This is a genomic window from Pseudomonas sp. WOUb67 (assembly GCF_050058005.1).
Taxonomy (GTDB): Bacteria; Pseudomonadota; Gammaproteobacteria; order Pseudomonadales; family Pseudomonadaceae; genus Aquipseudomonas; species Aquipseudomonas putida_R.
In genome coordinates this window covers 534,836-552,955 of the sequence record NZ_CP170112.1, presented here as the reverse complement: position 1 = coordinate 552,955, position 18,120 = coordinate 534,836, and the positions used below count along the sequence as shown (strand labels likewise).

The window sequence follows — 18,120 nt, the reverse complement described above, 5'->3', positions numbered from 1 at the left end:
GGCGATGACGTCTTCGTCGACAAAGGTGTCATCACTGTCAGCATCGACGACGCCACGGTGACCGGCGCTCCGCTGGAGAACCTGGTCATCGGCGACCCGGCGACCGTTCAGGTCACCGATACCATCAGCAAGGTCACCGCGGTACTGTCGGTGGACAGCACTGCTGTGGTCGAAGGTGGCAAGATCACCTACACCGTCACCCTGATCAGCGAAGACACCAAGCTGCCAGTGACCGGCCATGGTGGCGTAACTGTCACATTGACTGGCGGCACAGTCGTGACTATCCCGGCCGGCTCGGCCTCGGGTACTGTCTTCGTCACCGCACCGAACGACCTGTTCACCGGTGGCCAACCTGCGATCACCAAGTCGATCACCGACATTTCGGTCTCGGGCGACACCAAGTTCGAAAACCTGGTGACCGACAAGACCCCGGTCACCACCACCGTCAGCGACGAGCCAAACGGTGTGGGCAACCTGGTGAAAGTCAGCATCACGCCAGTCACCGAGTCGGTGAACGAGGCGACTGCGCCGACCTTCAAAGTCACCTTGAACCAAGCGCTGGACAAGGCACTTACCGTTACCTTGAGCACCGGCGAGAAGCTGGTATTTGCTGCTGGCGAAACCACCAAGACCATCTCGGCGCCAGCCCAGGGCGATGACGTCTTCGTCGACAAAGGTGTCATCACTGTCAGCATCGACGACGCCACGGTGACCGGCGCTCCGCTGGAGAACCTGGTCATCGGCGACCCGGCGACCGTGCAGGTCACCGATACCATCAGCAAGGTCACCGCGGTACTGTCGGTGGACAGCACTGCTGTGGTCGAAGGTGGCAAGATCACCTACACCGTCACCCTGATCAGCGAAGACACCAAGCTGCCAGTGACCGGCCATGGTGGCGTAACTGTCACATTGACTGGCGGCACAGTCGTGACTATCCCGGCCGGCTCGGCCTCGGGTACTGCCTTCGTCACCGCACCGAACGACCTGTTCACCGGTGGCCAACCTGCGATCACCAAGTCGATCACCGACATTTCGGTCTCGGGCGACACCAAGTTCGAGAACCTGGTGACCGACAAGACCCCGGTCACCACCACCGTCAGCGACGAGCCAAACGGTGTGGGCAACCTGGTGAAAGTCAGCATCACGCCAGTCACCGAGTCGGTGAACGAGGCGACTGCGCCGACCTTCAAAGTCACCTTGAACCAAGCGCTGGACAAGGCACTTACCGTTACCTTGAGCACCGGCGAAAAGCTGGTATTTGCTGCTGGCGAAACCACCAAGACCATCTCGGCGCCAGCCCAGGGCGATGACGTCTTCGTCGACAAAGGTGTCATCACTGTCAGCATCGACGACGCCACGGTGACCGGCGCTCCGCTGGAGAACCTGGTCATCGGCGACCCGGCGACCGTTCAGGTCACCGATACCATCAGCAAGGTCACCGCGGTACTGTCGGTGGACAGCACTGCTGTGGTCGAAGGTGGCAAGATCACCTACACCGTCACCCTGATCAGCGAAGACACCAAGCTGCCAGTGACCGGCCATGGTGGCGTAACTGTCACATTGACTGGCGGCACAGTCGTGACTATCCCGGCCGGCTCGGCCTCGGGTACTGTCTTCGTCACCGCACCGAACGACCTGTTCACCGGTGGCCAACCTGCGATCACCAAGTCGATCACCGACATTTCGGTCTCGGGCGACACCAAGTTCGAAAACCTGGTGACCGACAAGACCCCGGTCACCACCACCGTCAGCGACGAGCCAAACGGTGTGGGCAACCTGGTGAAAGTCAGCATCACGCCAGTCACCGAGTCGGTGAACGAGGCGACTGCGCCGACCTTCAAAGTCACCTTGAACCAAGCGCTGGACAAGGCACTTACCGTTACCTTGAGCACCGGCGAGAAGCTGGTATTTGCTGCTGGCGAAACCACCAAGACCATCTCGGCGCCAGCCCAGGGCGATGACGTCTTCGTCGACAAAGGTGTCATCACTGTCAGCATCGACGACGCCACGGTGACCGGCGCTCCGCTGGAGAACCTGGTCATCGGCGACCCGGCGACCGTGCAGGTCACCGATACCATCAGCAAGGTCACCGCGGTACTGTCGGTGGACAGCACTGCTGTGGTCGAAGGTGGCAAGATCACCTACACCGTCACCCTGATCAGCGAAGACACCAAGCTGCCAGTGACCGGCCATGGTGGCGTAACTGTCACATTGACTGGCGGCACAGTCGTGACTATCCCGGCCGGCTCGGCCTCGGGTACTGCCTTCGTCACCGCACCGAACGACCTGTTCACCGGTGGCCAACCTGCGATCACCAAGTCGATCACCGACATTTCGGTCTCGGGCGACACCAAGTTCGAGAACCTGGTGACCGACAAGACCCCGGTCACCACCACTGTCAGCGATGAGCCAAACGGCGCCGGTAACCTGGTCAAGGTCAGCATCACCCCAGTCACCGAATCGGTGAACGAAGCCACCGCGCCGACCTTCAAGGTCACCTTGAACCAAGCGCTGGACAAGGCACTTACCGTTACCCTGAGCACCGGCGAGAAGCTGGTATTCGCCGCTGGCGAAACCACCAAGACTATCTCGGCGCCAGCCCAAGGCGATGACGTCTTCGTCGACAAAGGTGTCATCACTGTTAGCATCGACGAAGCCACGGTGACCGGTGCTCCGCTGGAGAACCTGGTCATCGGCGACCCGGCGACCGTTCAGGTCACCGATACCATCAGCAAGGTCACCGCGGTACTGTCGGTGGATAACACCGCTGTGGTCGAAGGCGGCAAGATCACCTACACCGTCACCCTGATCAGCGAAGACACCAAGCTGCCAGTGACTGGCCATGGTGGTGTGACCGTCACCCTGACCGGCGGCACGGTAGTGACCATCCCGGCCGGCTCGGCCTCCGGTACCGCCTTCGTCACCGCACCGAACGACCTGTTCACCGGTGGCCAACCTGCGATCACCAAGTCGATCACTGGTATCGAAGTAACCGGCGATACCAAGTTCGAGAACCTGGTGACCGACAAGACCCCGGTCACCACCACCGTCAGCGACGAGCCAAACGGTGCGGGCAACCTGGTGAAAGTCAGCATCACGCCAGTCACCGAGTCGGTGAACGAGGCGACCGCGCCGACCTTCAAGGTCACCTTGAACCAAGCGCTGGACAAGGCACTTACCGTTACCCTGAGCACCGGCGAGAAGCTGGTATTCGCCGCTGGCGAAACCACCAAGACTGTTTCGGCTGCGGCCCAGGGCGATGACGTCTTCATCGACAAAGGCCAGATCACTGTCAGTATCGAAGAAGCCACGGTGACCGGCGCTCCGCTGGAGAACCTGGTCATCGGCGATCCGGCGACCGTTCAGGTCACCGATACCATTAGCAAAGTTACTGCCGTACTGTCGGTGGATAACACTGCTGTGGTCGAAGGCGGCAAGATCACCTACACCGTCACCCTGATCAGCGAGGACACCAAGCTGCCAGTGACTGGCCATGGTGGCGTAACTGTCACATTGACCGGTGGCACAGTCGTGACCATCCCGGCCGGCTCGGCCTCCGGTACCGCCTTCGTCACTGCACCGAACGACCTGTTTACCGGTGGCCAGCCTGCCATCACCAAGTCGATCACCGACATTTCGGTCTCGGGCGATACCAAGTTCGAAAACCTGGTGACCGACAAGACGCCAGTGACCACCACTGTCAGCGATGAGCCGAACGGTGCGGGTAACCTGGTGAAAGTCAGCATCACTCCGGTCACCGAATCGGTGAACGAAGCGACCGCGCCGACCTTCAAGGTCACCCTGAACCAGGCCATCGATAAACCGCTGACCGTGCTGCTGAGCACCGGTGAGACCGTGGTGTTCGCTGCTGGCGAAACCACCAAGACCATCTCGGCGCCAGCCCAAGGCGATGACGTCTTTGTTGATAAAGGCACCATCACCGTCAGCATCGACGGGGCTTCTGTAACCGGTGCTCCGCTGGAAAACCTGCAGATCGGCGACCCGGCCACTGTCAACGTGACCGACACCATCAGCAAAGTCACCGCTGTGCTGTCGGTGGACAATACTGCTGTGGTCGAAGGCGGCAAGATCACCTACACCGTCACCCTGATCAGCGAAGACACCAAGCTGCCAGTGACTGGCCACGGTGGTGTGACCGTGACGCTGACCGGCGGCACAGTCGTGACTATCCCGGCCGGCTCGGCCTCGGGCACCGCCTTCGTCACCGCACCAAACGACCTGTTTACCGGTGGCCAGCCTGCCATCACCAAGTCGATCACCGACATTTCGGTCTCGGGCGATACCAAGTTCGAAAACCTGGTGACCGACAAGACCCCGGTGACCACCACTGTCAGCGATGAGCCGAACGGTGCGGGTAACCTGGTGAAAGTCAGCATCACGCCAGTCACCGAGTCGGTGAACGAGGCGACTGCGCCGACCTTCAAAGTCACCTTGAACCAAGCGCTGGACAAGGCACTTACCGTTACCTTGAGCACCGGCGAGAAGCTGGTGTTCGCCGCCGGCGAAACCACCAAGACTGTCTCCGCGCCGGCACAGGGCGATGACGTCTTTGTCGATAAAGGCACCATCACCGTCAGCATCGACGGGGCGTCTGTAACCGGTGCCCCGCTGGAAAACCTGCAGATCGGCGACCCGGCCACTGTCAACGTGACCGACACCATCAGCAAAGTCACCGCGGTACTGTCGGTGGACAGCACCGCTGTGGTCGAAGGCGGCAAGATCACCTACACCGTCACCCTGATCAGCGAAGACACCAAGCTGCCAGTGACTGGCCACGGTGGTGTGACCGTGACGCTGACCGGCGGCACAGTCGTGACCATCCCGGCCGGCTCGGCCTCGGGCACCGCCTTCGTCACTGCACCGAACGACCTGTTCACCGGTGGCCAGCCTGCCATCACCAAGTCGATTACCGACATTTCGGTCTCGGGCGATACCAAGTTCGAAAACCTGGTGACCGACAAGACCCCGGTGACCACCACCGTCAGCGACGAGCCAAACGGTGCGGGTAACTTGGTGAAAGTCAGCATCACCCCCGTTGTGGATACCGTGAACGAGGCCACCGCGCCGACCTTCAAGGTCACCCTGAACCAGGCCATCGATAAACCGCTGACCGTGCTGCTGAGCACCGGCGAAACCGTGGTGTTCGCTGCTGGCGAAACCGCCAAAACTGTCTCGGCTGCGGCCCAGGGCGATGACGTCTTTATCGATAAAGGCACTATCACCGTCAGCATCGACAAGGCCACCGTGACCGGTGGCGAGCTGGAAAACCTGCAGATTGGTAGCCCGGCGACTGTGCAGGTCACGGACACCATCAGCAAGGTCACCGCCGTGCTGTCGGTGGACAGCACGGCAGTGGTCGAAGGCGGCAAGATCACCTACACCGTCACCCTGATCAGCGAAGACACCAAGCTGCCAGTGACTGGCCATGGTGGTGTGACCGTCACCCTGACCGGTGGCACGGTAGTGACCATCCCGGCCGGCTCGGCCTCGGGCACCGCCTTCGTCACCGCACCAAACGACCTGTTCACCGGTGGCCAACCTGCGATCACCAAGTCGATTACCGACATTTCGGTCTCGGGCGACACCAAGTTCGAAAACCTGGTGACCGACAAGACTCCAGTCACCACCACCGTCAGCGACGAGCCAAACGGTGCGGGTAACCTGGTGAAAGTCAGCATCACGCCAGTCACCGAGTCGGTGAACGAGGCGACTGCGCCGACCTTCAAAGTCACCTTGAACCAAGCGCTGGACAAGGCACTTACCGTTACCCTGAGCACCGGCGAGAAGCTGGTGTTCGCCGCTGGCGAAACCACCAAAACTGTCTCGGCTGCGGCCCAGGGCGATGACGTCTTCATCGACAAAGGCCAGATCACTGTCAGCATCGACGAAGCTACGGTGACCGGCGCTCCGCTGGAGAACCTGGTCATCGGCGACCCGGCAACCGTTCAGGTCACCGATACCATCAGCAAGGTCACCGCGGTACTGTCGGTGGACAGCACTGCTGTGGTCGAAGGTGGCAAGATCACCTACACCGTCACCCTGATCAGCGAAGACACCAAGCTGCCAGTGACTGGCCACGGTGGTGTGACCGTGACGCTGACCGGCGGCACAGTCGTGACTATCCCGGCCGGCTCGGCCTCGGGCACCGCCTTCGTCACCGCACCAAACGACCTGTTTACCGGTGGCCAGCCTGCCATCACCAAGTCGATCACCGACATTTCGGTCTCGGGCGATACCAAGTTCGAAAACCTGGTGACCGACAAGACCCCGGTCACCACCACCGTCAGCGATGAGCCGAACGGTGCGGGTAACTTGGTGAAAGTCAGCATCACCCCAGTCACCGAATCGGTGAACGAAGCCACCGCGCCGACCTTCAAGGTCACCTTGAACCAAGCGCTGGACAAGGCACTTACCGTTACCTTGAGCACCGGCGAGAAGCTGGTATTTGCTGCTGGCGAAACCACCAAGACCATCTCGGCGCCAGCCCAGGGCGATGACGTCTTCGTCGACAAAGGTGTCATCACTGTCAGCATCGACGACGCCACGGTGACCGGCGCTCCGCTGGAGAACCTGGTCATCGGCGACCCGGCGACCGTTCAGGTCACCGATACCATCAGCAAGGTCACCGCGGTACTGTCGGTGGACAGCACTGCTGTGGTCGAAGGTGGCAAGATCACCTACACCGTCACCCTGATCAGCGAAGACACCAAGCTGCCAGTGACCGGCCATGGTGGCGTAACTGTCACATTGACTGGCGGCACAGTCGTGACTATCCCGGCCGGCTCGGCCTCGGGTACTGCCTTCGTCACCGCACCGAACGACCTGTTCACCGGTGGCCAACCTGCGATCACCAAGTCGATCACCGACATTTCGGTCTCGGGCGACACCAAGTTCGAAAACCTGGTGACCGACAAGACCCCGGTCACCACCACCGTCAGCGACGAGCCAAACGGTGCGGGCAACCTGGTGAAAGTCAGCATCACGCCAGTCACCGAGTCGGTGAACGAGGCGACTGCGCCGACCTTCAAAGTCACCTTGAACCAAGCGCTGGACAAGGCACTTACCGTTACCTTGAGCACCGGCGAGAAGCTGGTATTCGCCGCCGGCGAAACCACCAAGACTGTCTCCGCGCCAGCCCAGGGCGATGACGTCTTCATCGACAAAGGCCAGATCACTGTCAGCATCGACGAAGCCACGGTGACCGGCGCTCCGCTGGAGAACCTGGTCATCGGCGACCCGGCGACCGTGCAGGTCACGGATACCATCAGCAAAGTCACTGCCGTACTGTCGGTGGACAGCACCGCTGTGGTTGAAGGTGGCAAGATCACCTACACCGTCACCCTGATCAGCGAAGACACCAAGCTGCCAGTAACTGACCATGGTGGTGTGACCGTCACCCTGACCGGTGGCACCCAGGTCACCATCAACCCTGGCTCGGCCAGCGGCACCGTGGAAATCACCGCGCCGAACGACCTGTACGCGGGCGGCCAGGATGCAATTACCAAGTCGATCACTGGTATCGAAGTAACCGGCGATACCAAGTTCGAGAACCTGGTGACTGACAAGACCCCGGTCACCACCACCGTCAGCGACGAGCCAAACGGTGCGGGGAACCTGGTGAAAGTCAGCATCACGCCAGTCACCGAGTCGGTGAACGAGGCGACTGCGCCGACCTTCAAAGTCACCTTGAACCAAGCGCTGGACAAGGCACTTACCGTTGTCCTGAGCACCGGCGAAACAGTGGTGTTCGCCGCCGGCGAAACCACCAAGACCATCTCGGCGCCGGCACAAGGCGATGACGTCTTTATTGATAAAGGCACCATCACCGTCAGCATCGACGGGGCGTCTGTAACCGGTGCCCCGCTGGAAAACCTGCAGATCGGCGACCCGGCCACTGTCAACGTGACCGACACCATCAGCAAAGTCACCGCGGTACTGTCGGTGGACAGCACCGCTGTGGTCGAAGGCGGCAAGATCACCTACACCGTCACCCTGATCAGCGAAGACACCAAGCTGCCAGTGACTGGCCACGGTGGTGTGACCGTGACGCTGACCGGCGGCACAGTCGTGACCATCCCGGCCGGCTCGGCCTTGGGCACCGCCTTCGTCACCGCACCGAACGACCTGTTCACCGGTGGCCAACCTGCGATCACCAAGTCGATTACCGACATTTCGGTCTCGGGCGATACCAAGTTCGAAAACCTGGTGACCGACAAGACTCCGGTTACCACCACCGTCAGCGATGAGCCAAACGGTGCGGGTAACCTGGTCAAGGTCAGCATCACGCCGGTCACCGAATCGGTGAACGAAGCGACCGCGCCGACCTTCAAGGTCACCCTGAACCAGGCCATCGATAAACCGCTGAGCGTGCTGCTGAGCACCGGCGAAACCGTGGTGTTCGCTGCTGGCGAAACCACCAAAACTGTCTCGGCTGCGGCCCAGGGCGATGACGTCTTTATCGATAAAGGCACTATCACCGTCAGCATCGACAAGGCCACCGTCACCGGTGGCCAGCTGGAGAACCTGCAGATTGGTAGCTCGGCGACTGTGCAGGTCACGGACACCATCAGCAAAGTCACCGCCGTGCTGTCGGTGGACAGCACCGCTGTGGTTGAAGGTGGCAAGATCACCTACACCGTCACCCTGATCAGCGAAGACACCAAGCTGCCAGTGACTGGCCACGGTGGTGTGACCGTGACGCTGACCGGCGGCACAGTCGTGACCATCCCGGCCGGCTCTGCCTCGGGCACCGCCTTCGTCACCGCACCGAACGACCTGTTCACCGGTGGCCAACCTGCGATCACCAAGTCGATCACCGACATTTCGGTCTCGGGCGATACCAAGTTCGAGAACCTGGTGACTGACAAGACCCCGGTCACCACCACCGTCAGCGACGAGCCGAACGGTGCGGGTAACCTGGTCAAGGTCAGCATCACTCCGGTCACCGAATCGGTGAACGAAGCCACCGCGCCGACCTTCAAAGTCACGCTGAACCAGGCCATCGATAAACCGCTGAGCGTGCTGCTGAGCACCGGTGAAACCGTGGTATTCGCCGCTGGCGAGACCACCAAGACCATCTCGGCGCCGGCACAAGGCGATGACGTCTTTGTTGATAAAGGCACCATCACCGTCAGCATCGACAAGGCCACCGTCACCGGTGGACAGCTGGAGAACCTGCAGATCGGTGCCCCGGCGACCGTCCAGGTCACGGACACCATCAGCAAAGTCACCGCCGTGCTGTCGGTGGACAGCACCGCTGTGGTTGAAGGTGGCAAGATCACCTACACCGTCACCCTGATCAGCGAAGACACCAAGCTGCCAGTGACTGGCCACGGTGGTGTGACCGTGACGCTGACCGGCGGCACAGTCGTGACCATCCCAGCCGGCTCTGCCTCGGGCACCGCCTTCGTCACCGCACCGAACGACCTTTACACCGGTGGCCAGCCTGCGATCACCAAGTCGATCACTGGTATCGAAGTAACCGGCGACACCAAGTTCGAAAACCTGGTGACCGACAAGACCCCGGTCACCACCACCGTCAGCGATGAGCCAAACGGTGCCGGTAATCTGGTCAAGGTCAGCATCACTCCAGTCACCGAATCGGTGAACGAAGCGACCGCGCCGACCTTCAAGGTCACTCTGAACCAGGCCATCGACAAGCCGCTGACGGTGCTGCTGAGCACCGGTGAAACTGTGGTGTTCGCTGCTGGCGAAACCACCAAAACTGTCTCGGCTGCGGCCCAAGGCGATGACGTCTTCATCGACAAAGGCCAGATCACTGTCAGCATCGACGAAGCCACAGTGACTGGCGCTCCGCTGGAGAACCTGGTCATCGGCGACCCGGCGACCGTGCAGGTCACCGATACCATTAGCAAAGTTACTGCCGTGCTGTCGGTGGACAGCACCGCTGTGGTTGAAGGTGGCAAGATCACCTACACCGTCACCCTGATCAGCGAGGACACCAAGCTGCCAGTGACTGGCCACGGTGGTGTGACCGTGACGCTGACCGGCGGCACAGTCGTGACTATCCCGGCCGGCTCGGCCTCGGGCACCGCCTTCGTCACCGCACCAAACGACCTGTTCACCGGTGGCCAACCTGCGATCACCAAGTCGATCACTGGTATCGAAGTAACCGGCGACACCAAGTTCGAAAACCTGGTGACCGACAAGACCCCGGTCACCACCACCGTCAGCGATGAGCCGAACGGCGCCGGTAACCTGGTCAAGGTCAGCATCACTCCGGTCACCGAATCGGTGAACGAAGCCACCGCGCCGACCTTCAAGGTCACTCTGAACCAGGCCATCGACAAGCCGCTGACGGTGCTGCTGAGCACCGGTGAAACTGTGGTGTTCGCTGCTGGCGAAACCACCAAAACTGTCTCGGCTGCGGCCCAAGGCGATGACGTCTTCATCGACAAAGGCCAGATCACTGTCAGCATCGACGAAGCCACAGTGACTGGCGCTCCGCTGGAGAACCTGGTCATCGGCGACCCGGCGACCGTGCAGGTCACCGATACCATCAGCAAAGTTACCGCCGTACTGTCGGTGGACAGCACCGCTGTGGTTGAAGGTGGCAAGATCACCTACACCGTCACCCTGATCAGCGAGGACACCAAGCTGCCAGTGACTGGCCACGGTGGTGTGACCGTGACGCTGACCGGCGGCACAGTCGTGACCATCCCGGCCGGCTCGGCCTCGGGCACCGCCTTCGTCACCGCACCGAACGACCTGTTCACCGGTGGCCAACCTGCGATCACCAAGTCGATCACCGGTATCGAAGTAACCGGCGATACCAAGTTCGAAAACCTGGTGACCGACAAGACCCCGGTGACCACCACTGTCAGCGATGAGCCGAACGGCGCCGGTAACCTGGTCAAGGTCAGCATCACTCCGGTCACCGAATCGGTGAACGAAGCGACCGCGCCGACCTTCAAAGTCACGCTGAACCAGGCCATCGATAAACCGCTGAGCGTGCTGCTGAGCACCGGTGAAACCGTGGTATTCGCCGCAGGCGAGACCACCAAGACCATCTCGGCGCCAGCCCAGGGCGATGATGTATTCATCGACAAAGGCCAGATCACCGTCAGCATCGAAAAGGCCACCGTCACCGGTGGCCAGCTGGAGAACCTGCAGATTGGTAGCCCGGCGACTGTGCAGGTCACGGACACCATCAGCAAAGTCACCGCCGTGCTGTCGGTGGACAGCACCGCTGTGGTTGAAGGTGGCAAGATCACCTACACCGTCACCCTGATCAGCGAAGACACCAAGCTGCCAGTGACTGGCCACGGTGGTGTGACCGTGACGCTGACCGGCGGCACAGTCGTGACCATCCCGGCCGGCTCTGCCTCGGGCACCGCCTTCGTCACCGCACCGAACGACCTGTTCACCGGTGGCCAACCTGCGATCACCAAGTCGATCACCGGTATCGAAGTAACCGGCGATACCAAGTTCGAAAACCTGGTAACTGACAAGACGCCAGTGACCACCACCGTCAGCGATGAGCCAAACGGTGCGGGTAACTTGGTGAAAGTCAGCATCACCCCCGTTGTGGATACCGTGAACGAGGCCACCGCGCCGACCTTCAAGGTCACCCTGAACCAGGCCATCGATAAACCGCTGAGCGTGCTGCTGAGCACCGGTGAAACCGTGGTGTTCGCTGCTGGCGAAACCACCAAAACTGTCTCGGCCGCGGCCCAGGGCGATGACGTCTTTATCGATAAAGGCACTATCACCGTCAGTATCGACAAGGCCACCGTCACCGGTGGCCAGCTGGAGAACCTGCAGATTGGTAGCCCGGCGACTGTGCAGGTCACGGACACCATCAGCAAAGTCACCGCCGTGCTGTCGGTGGACAGCACCGCTGTGGTTGAAGGTGGCAAGATCACCTACACCGTCACCCTGATCAGCGAAGACACCAAGCTGCCAGTGACTGGCCACGGTGGTGTGACCGTGACGCTGACTGGCGGCACAGTCGTGACCATCCCGGCCGGCTCGGCCTCGGGCACCGCCTTCGTCACCGCACCGAACGACCTGTACACCGGTGGCCAGCCTGCGATCACCAAGTCGATCACCGGTATCGAAGTAACCGGCGATACCAAGTTCGAAAACCTGGTGACCGACAAGACCCCGGTCACCACCACCGTCAGCGACGAGCCGAACGGTGCGGGTAACCTGGTCAAGGTCAGCATCACTCCGGTCACCGAATCGGTGAACGAAGCCACCGCGCCGACCTTCAAAGTCACGCTGAACCAGGCCATCGATAAACCGCTGAGCGTGCTGCTGAGCACCGGTGAAACCGTGGTATTCGCCGCTGGCGAGACCACCAAGACCATCTCGGCGCCGGCACAAGGCGATGACGTCTTTGTTGATAAAGGCACCATCACCGTCAGCATCGACAAGGCCACCGTCACCGGTGGACAGCTGGAGAACCTGCAGATCGGTGCCCCGGCGACCGTCCAGGTCACGGACACCATCAGCAAAGTCACCGCCGTACTGTCGGTGGACAGCACCGCTGTGGTTGAAGGTGGCAAGATCACCTACACCGTCACCCTGATCAGCGAAGACACCAAGCTGCCAGTGACCGGCCACGGTGGTGTGACCGTCACCCTGACCGGTGGCACGGTAGTGACCATCCCGGCCGGCTCGGCCTCCGGTACCGCCTTCGTCACCGCACCGAACGACCTGTTCACCGGTGGCCAACCTGCGATCACCAAGTCGATTACCGACATTTCGGTCTCGGGCGACACCAAGTTCGAAAACCTGGTGACCGACAAGACCCCGGTGACCACCACTGTCAGCGATGAGCCGAACGGCGCCGGTAACCTGGTCAAGGTCAGCATCACTCCAGTCACCGAATCGGTGAACGAAGCGACCGCGCCGACCTTCAAGGTCACCCTGAACCAGGCCATCGATAAACCGCTGACCGTGCTGCTGAGCACCGGTGAGACCGTGGTTTTCGCTGCTGGCGAAACCACCAAAACTGTCTCGGCTGCGGCCCAGGGCGATGACGTCTTTATCGATAAAGGCACTATCACCGTCAGCATCGACAAGGCCACCGTCACCGGTGGCCAGCTGGAGAACCTGCAGATTGGTAGCCCGGCGACCGTTCAGGTCACGGACACCATCAGCAAAGTCACCGCCGTACTGTCGGTGGACAGCACCGCTGTGGTTGAAGGTGGCAAGATCACCTACACCGTCACCCTGATCAGCGAAGACACCAAGCTGCCAGTGACTGGTCATGGTGGTGTGACCGTCACCCTGACCGGTGGCACGGTAGTGACCATCCCGGCCGGCTCGGCCTCGGGCACCGCCTTCGTCACCGCACCGAACGACCTGTACACCGGTGGCCAGCCTGCGATCACCAAGTCGATCACCGGTATCGAAGTAACCGGCGATACCAAGTTCGAGAACCTGGTAACCGACAAGACCCCGGTCACCACTACCGTCAGCGATGAGCCAAACGGCGCCGGTAACCTGGTCAAGGTCAGCATCACGCCGGTCACCGAATCGGTGAACGAAGCCACCGCGCCGACCTTCAAGGTCACGCTGAACCAGGCCATCGATAAACCGCTGAGCGTGCTGCTGAGCACCGGTGAAACCGTGGTATTCGCCGCAGGCGAAACCACCAAAACTGTCTCGGCTGCGGCCCAGGGCGATGACGTCTTTATCGATAAAGGCACTATCACCGTCAGCATCGACAAGGCCACCGTGACCGGTGGCCAGCTGGAGAACCTGCAGATTGGTAGCCCGGCGACTGTTCAGGTCACGGACACCATCAGCAAAGTCACCGCCGTACTGTCGGTGGACAGCACTGCTGTGGTCGAAGGTGGCAAGATCACCTACACCGTCACCCTGATCAGCGAAGACACCAAGCTGCCAGTAACTGGCCACGGCGGCGTGACCGTCACCCTGACCGGTGGCACGGTCGTGACCATCCCGGCCGGCTCGGCCTCCGGTACCGCCTTCGTCACTGCACCGAACGACCTGTACACCGGTGGCCAGCCTGCGATCACCAAGTCGATTACCGACATTTCGGTCTCGGGCGACACCAAGTTCGAGAACCTGGTGACCGACAAGACCCCGGTCACCACCACCGTCAGCGATGAGCCAAACGGTGCGGGTAACTTGGTGAAAGTCAGCATCACGCCGGTCACCGAATCGGTGAACGAAGCCACTGCGCCGACCTTCAAGGTCACCCTGAACCAGGCCATCGATAAACCGCTGAGCGTGCTGTTGAGCACCGGTGAAACCGTGGTGTTCGCTGCTGGCGAAACCACCAAGACCATCTCGGCCGCGGCCCAGGGCGATGACGTCTTTATCGATAAAGGCACTATCACCGTCAGCATCGACAAGGCCACCGTCACCGGTGGCCAGCTGGAGAACCTGCAGATTGGTAGCCCGGCGACCGTTCAGGTCACGGACACCATCAGCAAGGTCACCGCCGTGCTGTCGGTGGACAGCACCGCTGTGGTTGAAGGTGGCAAGATCACCTACACCGTCACCCTGATCAGCGAAGACACCAAGCTGCCAGTGACCGGCCACGGCGGCGTGACCGTCACCCTGACCGGTGGCACCCAGGTCACCATCAACCCGGGCTCGGCGACTGGCACTGTCAGCATCAATGCCCCGGATGATGTTTATACGGGCGGTCAGGACACTATTACCAAGTCGATCACTGGCATTGCTGTTACTGGCGACAAGGTCTTCGAAAACCTTGTGGCAGGTACCAACTCCGTCAGCACCACGGTAAGTGACGAGCCAAGTGGCCAAGGTGATGTTGCCAAGGTAAGTATTACTGGTACCGCTTCGCTCACCGAAGGCGAAACCGGCTCTTACACGCTGACCCTGACCCACGCCTCCAAAGCCGAAGTCACCATCACCCTCAGCTACAGCGGCACCGCCAAAAACGGTGAGGACTTCACTGGTGTCACCACCGTGAAGATCCCGGCCAACAGCACAGGCACCACCTTCAACATCGCTACCATCGACGACAAGCTGGTCGAAGGTACCGAGAACTTCGTGGTGAAAATCGAAACTGCCACCGGTGGCAACTTCGAGAACCTGCAGGTCGACAGCAGCAAGTCGAGCGTGACGACCACCATCCTCGACAACGACCACCTGCCGGTTTCGCCTGGCGGCGCGGTATTTGGCGTGGAAGACACCGACTACGTGTTCGCCTGGGGTGATTTCAAAGTCACCGATGCCGATGGCAACACCGGTCTGTCCGTGACCATTACCTCGATCCCTGGCGCCGGCAGCCTGCAGTTCTTCAACGGCAGTGCTTGGGTGAATGTGACCGTTGGCCAAGTGGTCAGCCAGGCTGATATCACTGCCAATAAACTGAAGTTCGTCCCGGCCCTCAACCAGTCGGGTGCGGACAACTACGGTGGTACTGGCGTGGGTAACCAGCAGGCTGACTACGCACAGTTCAAGTTCAAGCCGAACGATGGCACCAACCTGGGCACAGAAGTGACCATGAAGGTCGACATCACCCCGGTTGCCGATAAACCGACCCTGAGCTTCGGCAGTGCCGATATCGACTCCAAAGGCCTGACCAAGGAAGTCTGGACCACCCTCAAGGGCCTGGGTACTGGTGGCAACGGCATTACCGGTGATGAACTGAAGACGGTATTTGCCAACTCTGGCAATGCCAACTCCAGCAGCACGACCACCAACGTGCAGTCCGATGGCAGCGTCACGGCTGGCACCGGTTCGAAAACGTCGGGCCTGATCTACCTGGAAGCCGGCAAGACCTACACCTTCAGCGGTACTGCTGACGACAGCTTCGTGGTCACCATTGGTGGCAAGACTGTGGTCACGGCCACCTGGGGTGCCGGTGGCCAGGTTTCGGGCACTTTCACCCCGACCTCCAGCGGCTACTACCCGATCGAGGTCTATCATGCCAACCAGTCTGGTCCAGGCAGCTATGACCTGAACATCCAGGTAGGCTCGGGTGCTGTCACTGACCTGAGCAGCTCGAACGTCAAGATGTATCAGAACGTCACCGAGATGGCCAACGCTGGCCTGGGCGTGTCCGACCTGCACACCGTGAATGGTCAGAGCTACTACGACGGCTACAAGCTCAACGAAGGGCCGGAAGGTGGCTCGGTGAAACTGGTCGGTATTACCACCGCCCTGACCGACACCGATGGTTCCGAAAGCCTGAACGTGACCCTCAGTGGCATTCCGAAAGGCACTGTACTCAGCGATGGTGCAGGCCACACGGTCACCGTAGGCAGCGCACCGGTGGATGTGACTGGCTGGAAACTCAGCGGCCTTACCCTGACTCCGCCGACTTACTACAAAGGCTCGTTCGACATCACTGTCACCTCGACTGCCACCGAAAGCTTGGGGGGCTCGGCTATCACCAGCGGCAACATCCCGGTGACGGTATACGCGGCGACCTACAAAGCCAGCGTAGGTACCTCTGGCAACGACACGCTGACCGGCAGCGAAGGCAACGACATCATCGTCGCTGACGTTTCGGGTCTGAACGTAGTGGCGGGCAAGAACTACAACATTGCATTCATCGTAGACAGCTCGGGCAGTATGAGCGATGCGTCGATTGCCGCAGCCAAGACCCAGCTGGCGTCCGTGTTTGCCACCCTGAAAGCCAGCCTCGGCTCGGATATCTCGGGCACGGTCAACATTTTCCTTGTCGACTTCGACACCCAGGTCAACAAGAACATCGCGGTGAACCTTGCCGACCCGAATGCCTTGAAAGACCTGCAAGCGGTACTGAATTCGATGAAGGGCGGCGACGATGGTGGTGGCACGAACTATGAAGATGCGTTCAAGACCACGGCCAACTTCTTCAAGAGCGCAGTCGCGGTCAGCAATACCGGTGCCGAGAACCTCACATACTTTATTACTGACGGTAAGCCGACGTATTACCAGAAAGATGAAGTAACCGACTCTCGCCTCTGGACTGGTGGCAAGACCTTGGATGAGGTCGTGAACGTCAACAACTACAAGGTTGGCGGCACGTTCAGCGATTGGGCGGACTCGACTCACAAGGTCGATATCAATAGCGCTGGCGTAGTCAAAGTCACCACCTACGCCAAAGACTGGTGGGGCAACCTGTACGAGGCCTCCAGCCGCAACTTGGGCACCATCCACGCCCAAGGCGACGGCACCTATGAGTTCTCGAGCCTGGGTGGTACCGGCAAGGCGAATAACACCAACTACAACAACGCTGCGGCAGGCACCACCGATAGTTTCACCTTGCTGGGCGGTAGTGACACCGTAGCGGGGTTGAGCAAGGTGCAGGCTATCGGCCTGAACAACGATGTCAGCCTCTCGGACCTGAAACCCTACGACAGCGCCGGCAAACCGCAGACCAACATCGACCCATCTGATTTGGCCAAGGCAATCCTTGGACATACGGAGGCGACGGTACCGGGTGCAGACACCATCGATGGCGGCAACGGCAACGACATCATCTTCGGTGACCTGATCACCCTCAACGGTGTGGTCAGCGAGGGCTACCAGGCCCTGCAGAGCTACGTTGCGCAGAAGAGCGGTGTTGATGTCAGCACCGTCACCACCAGCAATGTCCACCAGTACATCACCGAGCACTACACCGAGTTCGATATCTCCGGTGCCAACGACGGCAAGGACTTCCTGTCCGGCGGCAATGGCAACGACATCCTCTTCGGCCAAGGTGGTGATGACACGCTCGACGGTGGCAGGGGTAATGACATCCTGCTGGGTGGTAGCGGCAAGGACACCCTGATCGGTGGCCATGGCGACGATATCCTGATCGGTGGCAGCGGTGCCGACACCTTCGTGTGGAAGGCCGGCGATTACGGCAACGACGTCATCAAAGACTTCAAGGTGGCTGAAAAAGACAAGATCGACCTGAGTGATCTGCTTCAAGGCGAGAAGGGCAGCACCATCGACAATTACCTGAAGCTGACCACGGTGGACGGCACGACGACGCTGCAGGTCAGCAGCGAAGGCAAGCTCAACGCTGCTGGCGGTCTGGCAAATGCCGATGTGACCATCAAGCTCGAAGGGGTGAACTGGTCCAACACCACGGTCAACTCGTTGATCAGCGGTGCTGACCCGACCATCATCATCCACAACAAAGACAACTGA

1 protein-coding gene (running past one end of the window) is annotated in these 18,120 nt (G+C 60.5%); it reads left to right on the top strand.

All coding sequences use genetic code 11. From position 1 onward, the window contains the following. A protein-coding gene (locus tag ABOC32_RS02465) for an immunoglobulin-like domain-containing protein (protein WP_426810037.1) crosses the window boundary here: on the top strand, window positions 1-18,120 show its 3' portion. It extends 9,651 nt beyond the left edge of the window; the window shows 18,120 of its 27,771 coding nt (coding positions 9,652-27,771); its start codon lies beyond the left edge, outside the window; its stop codon occupies window positions 18,118-18,120.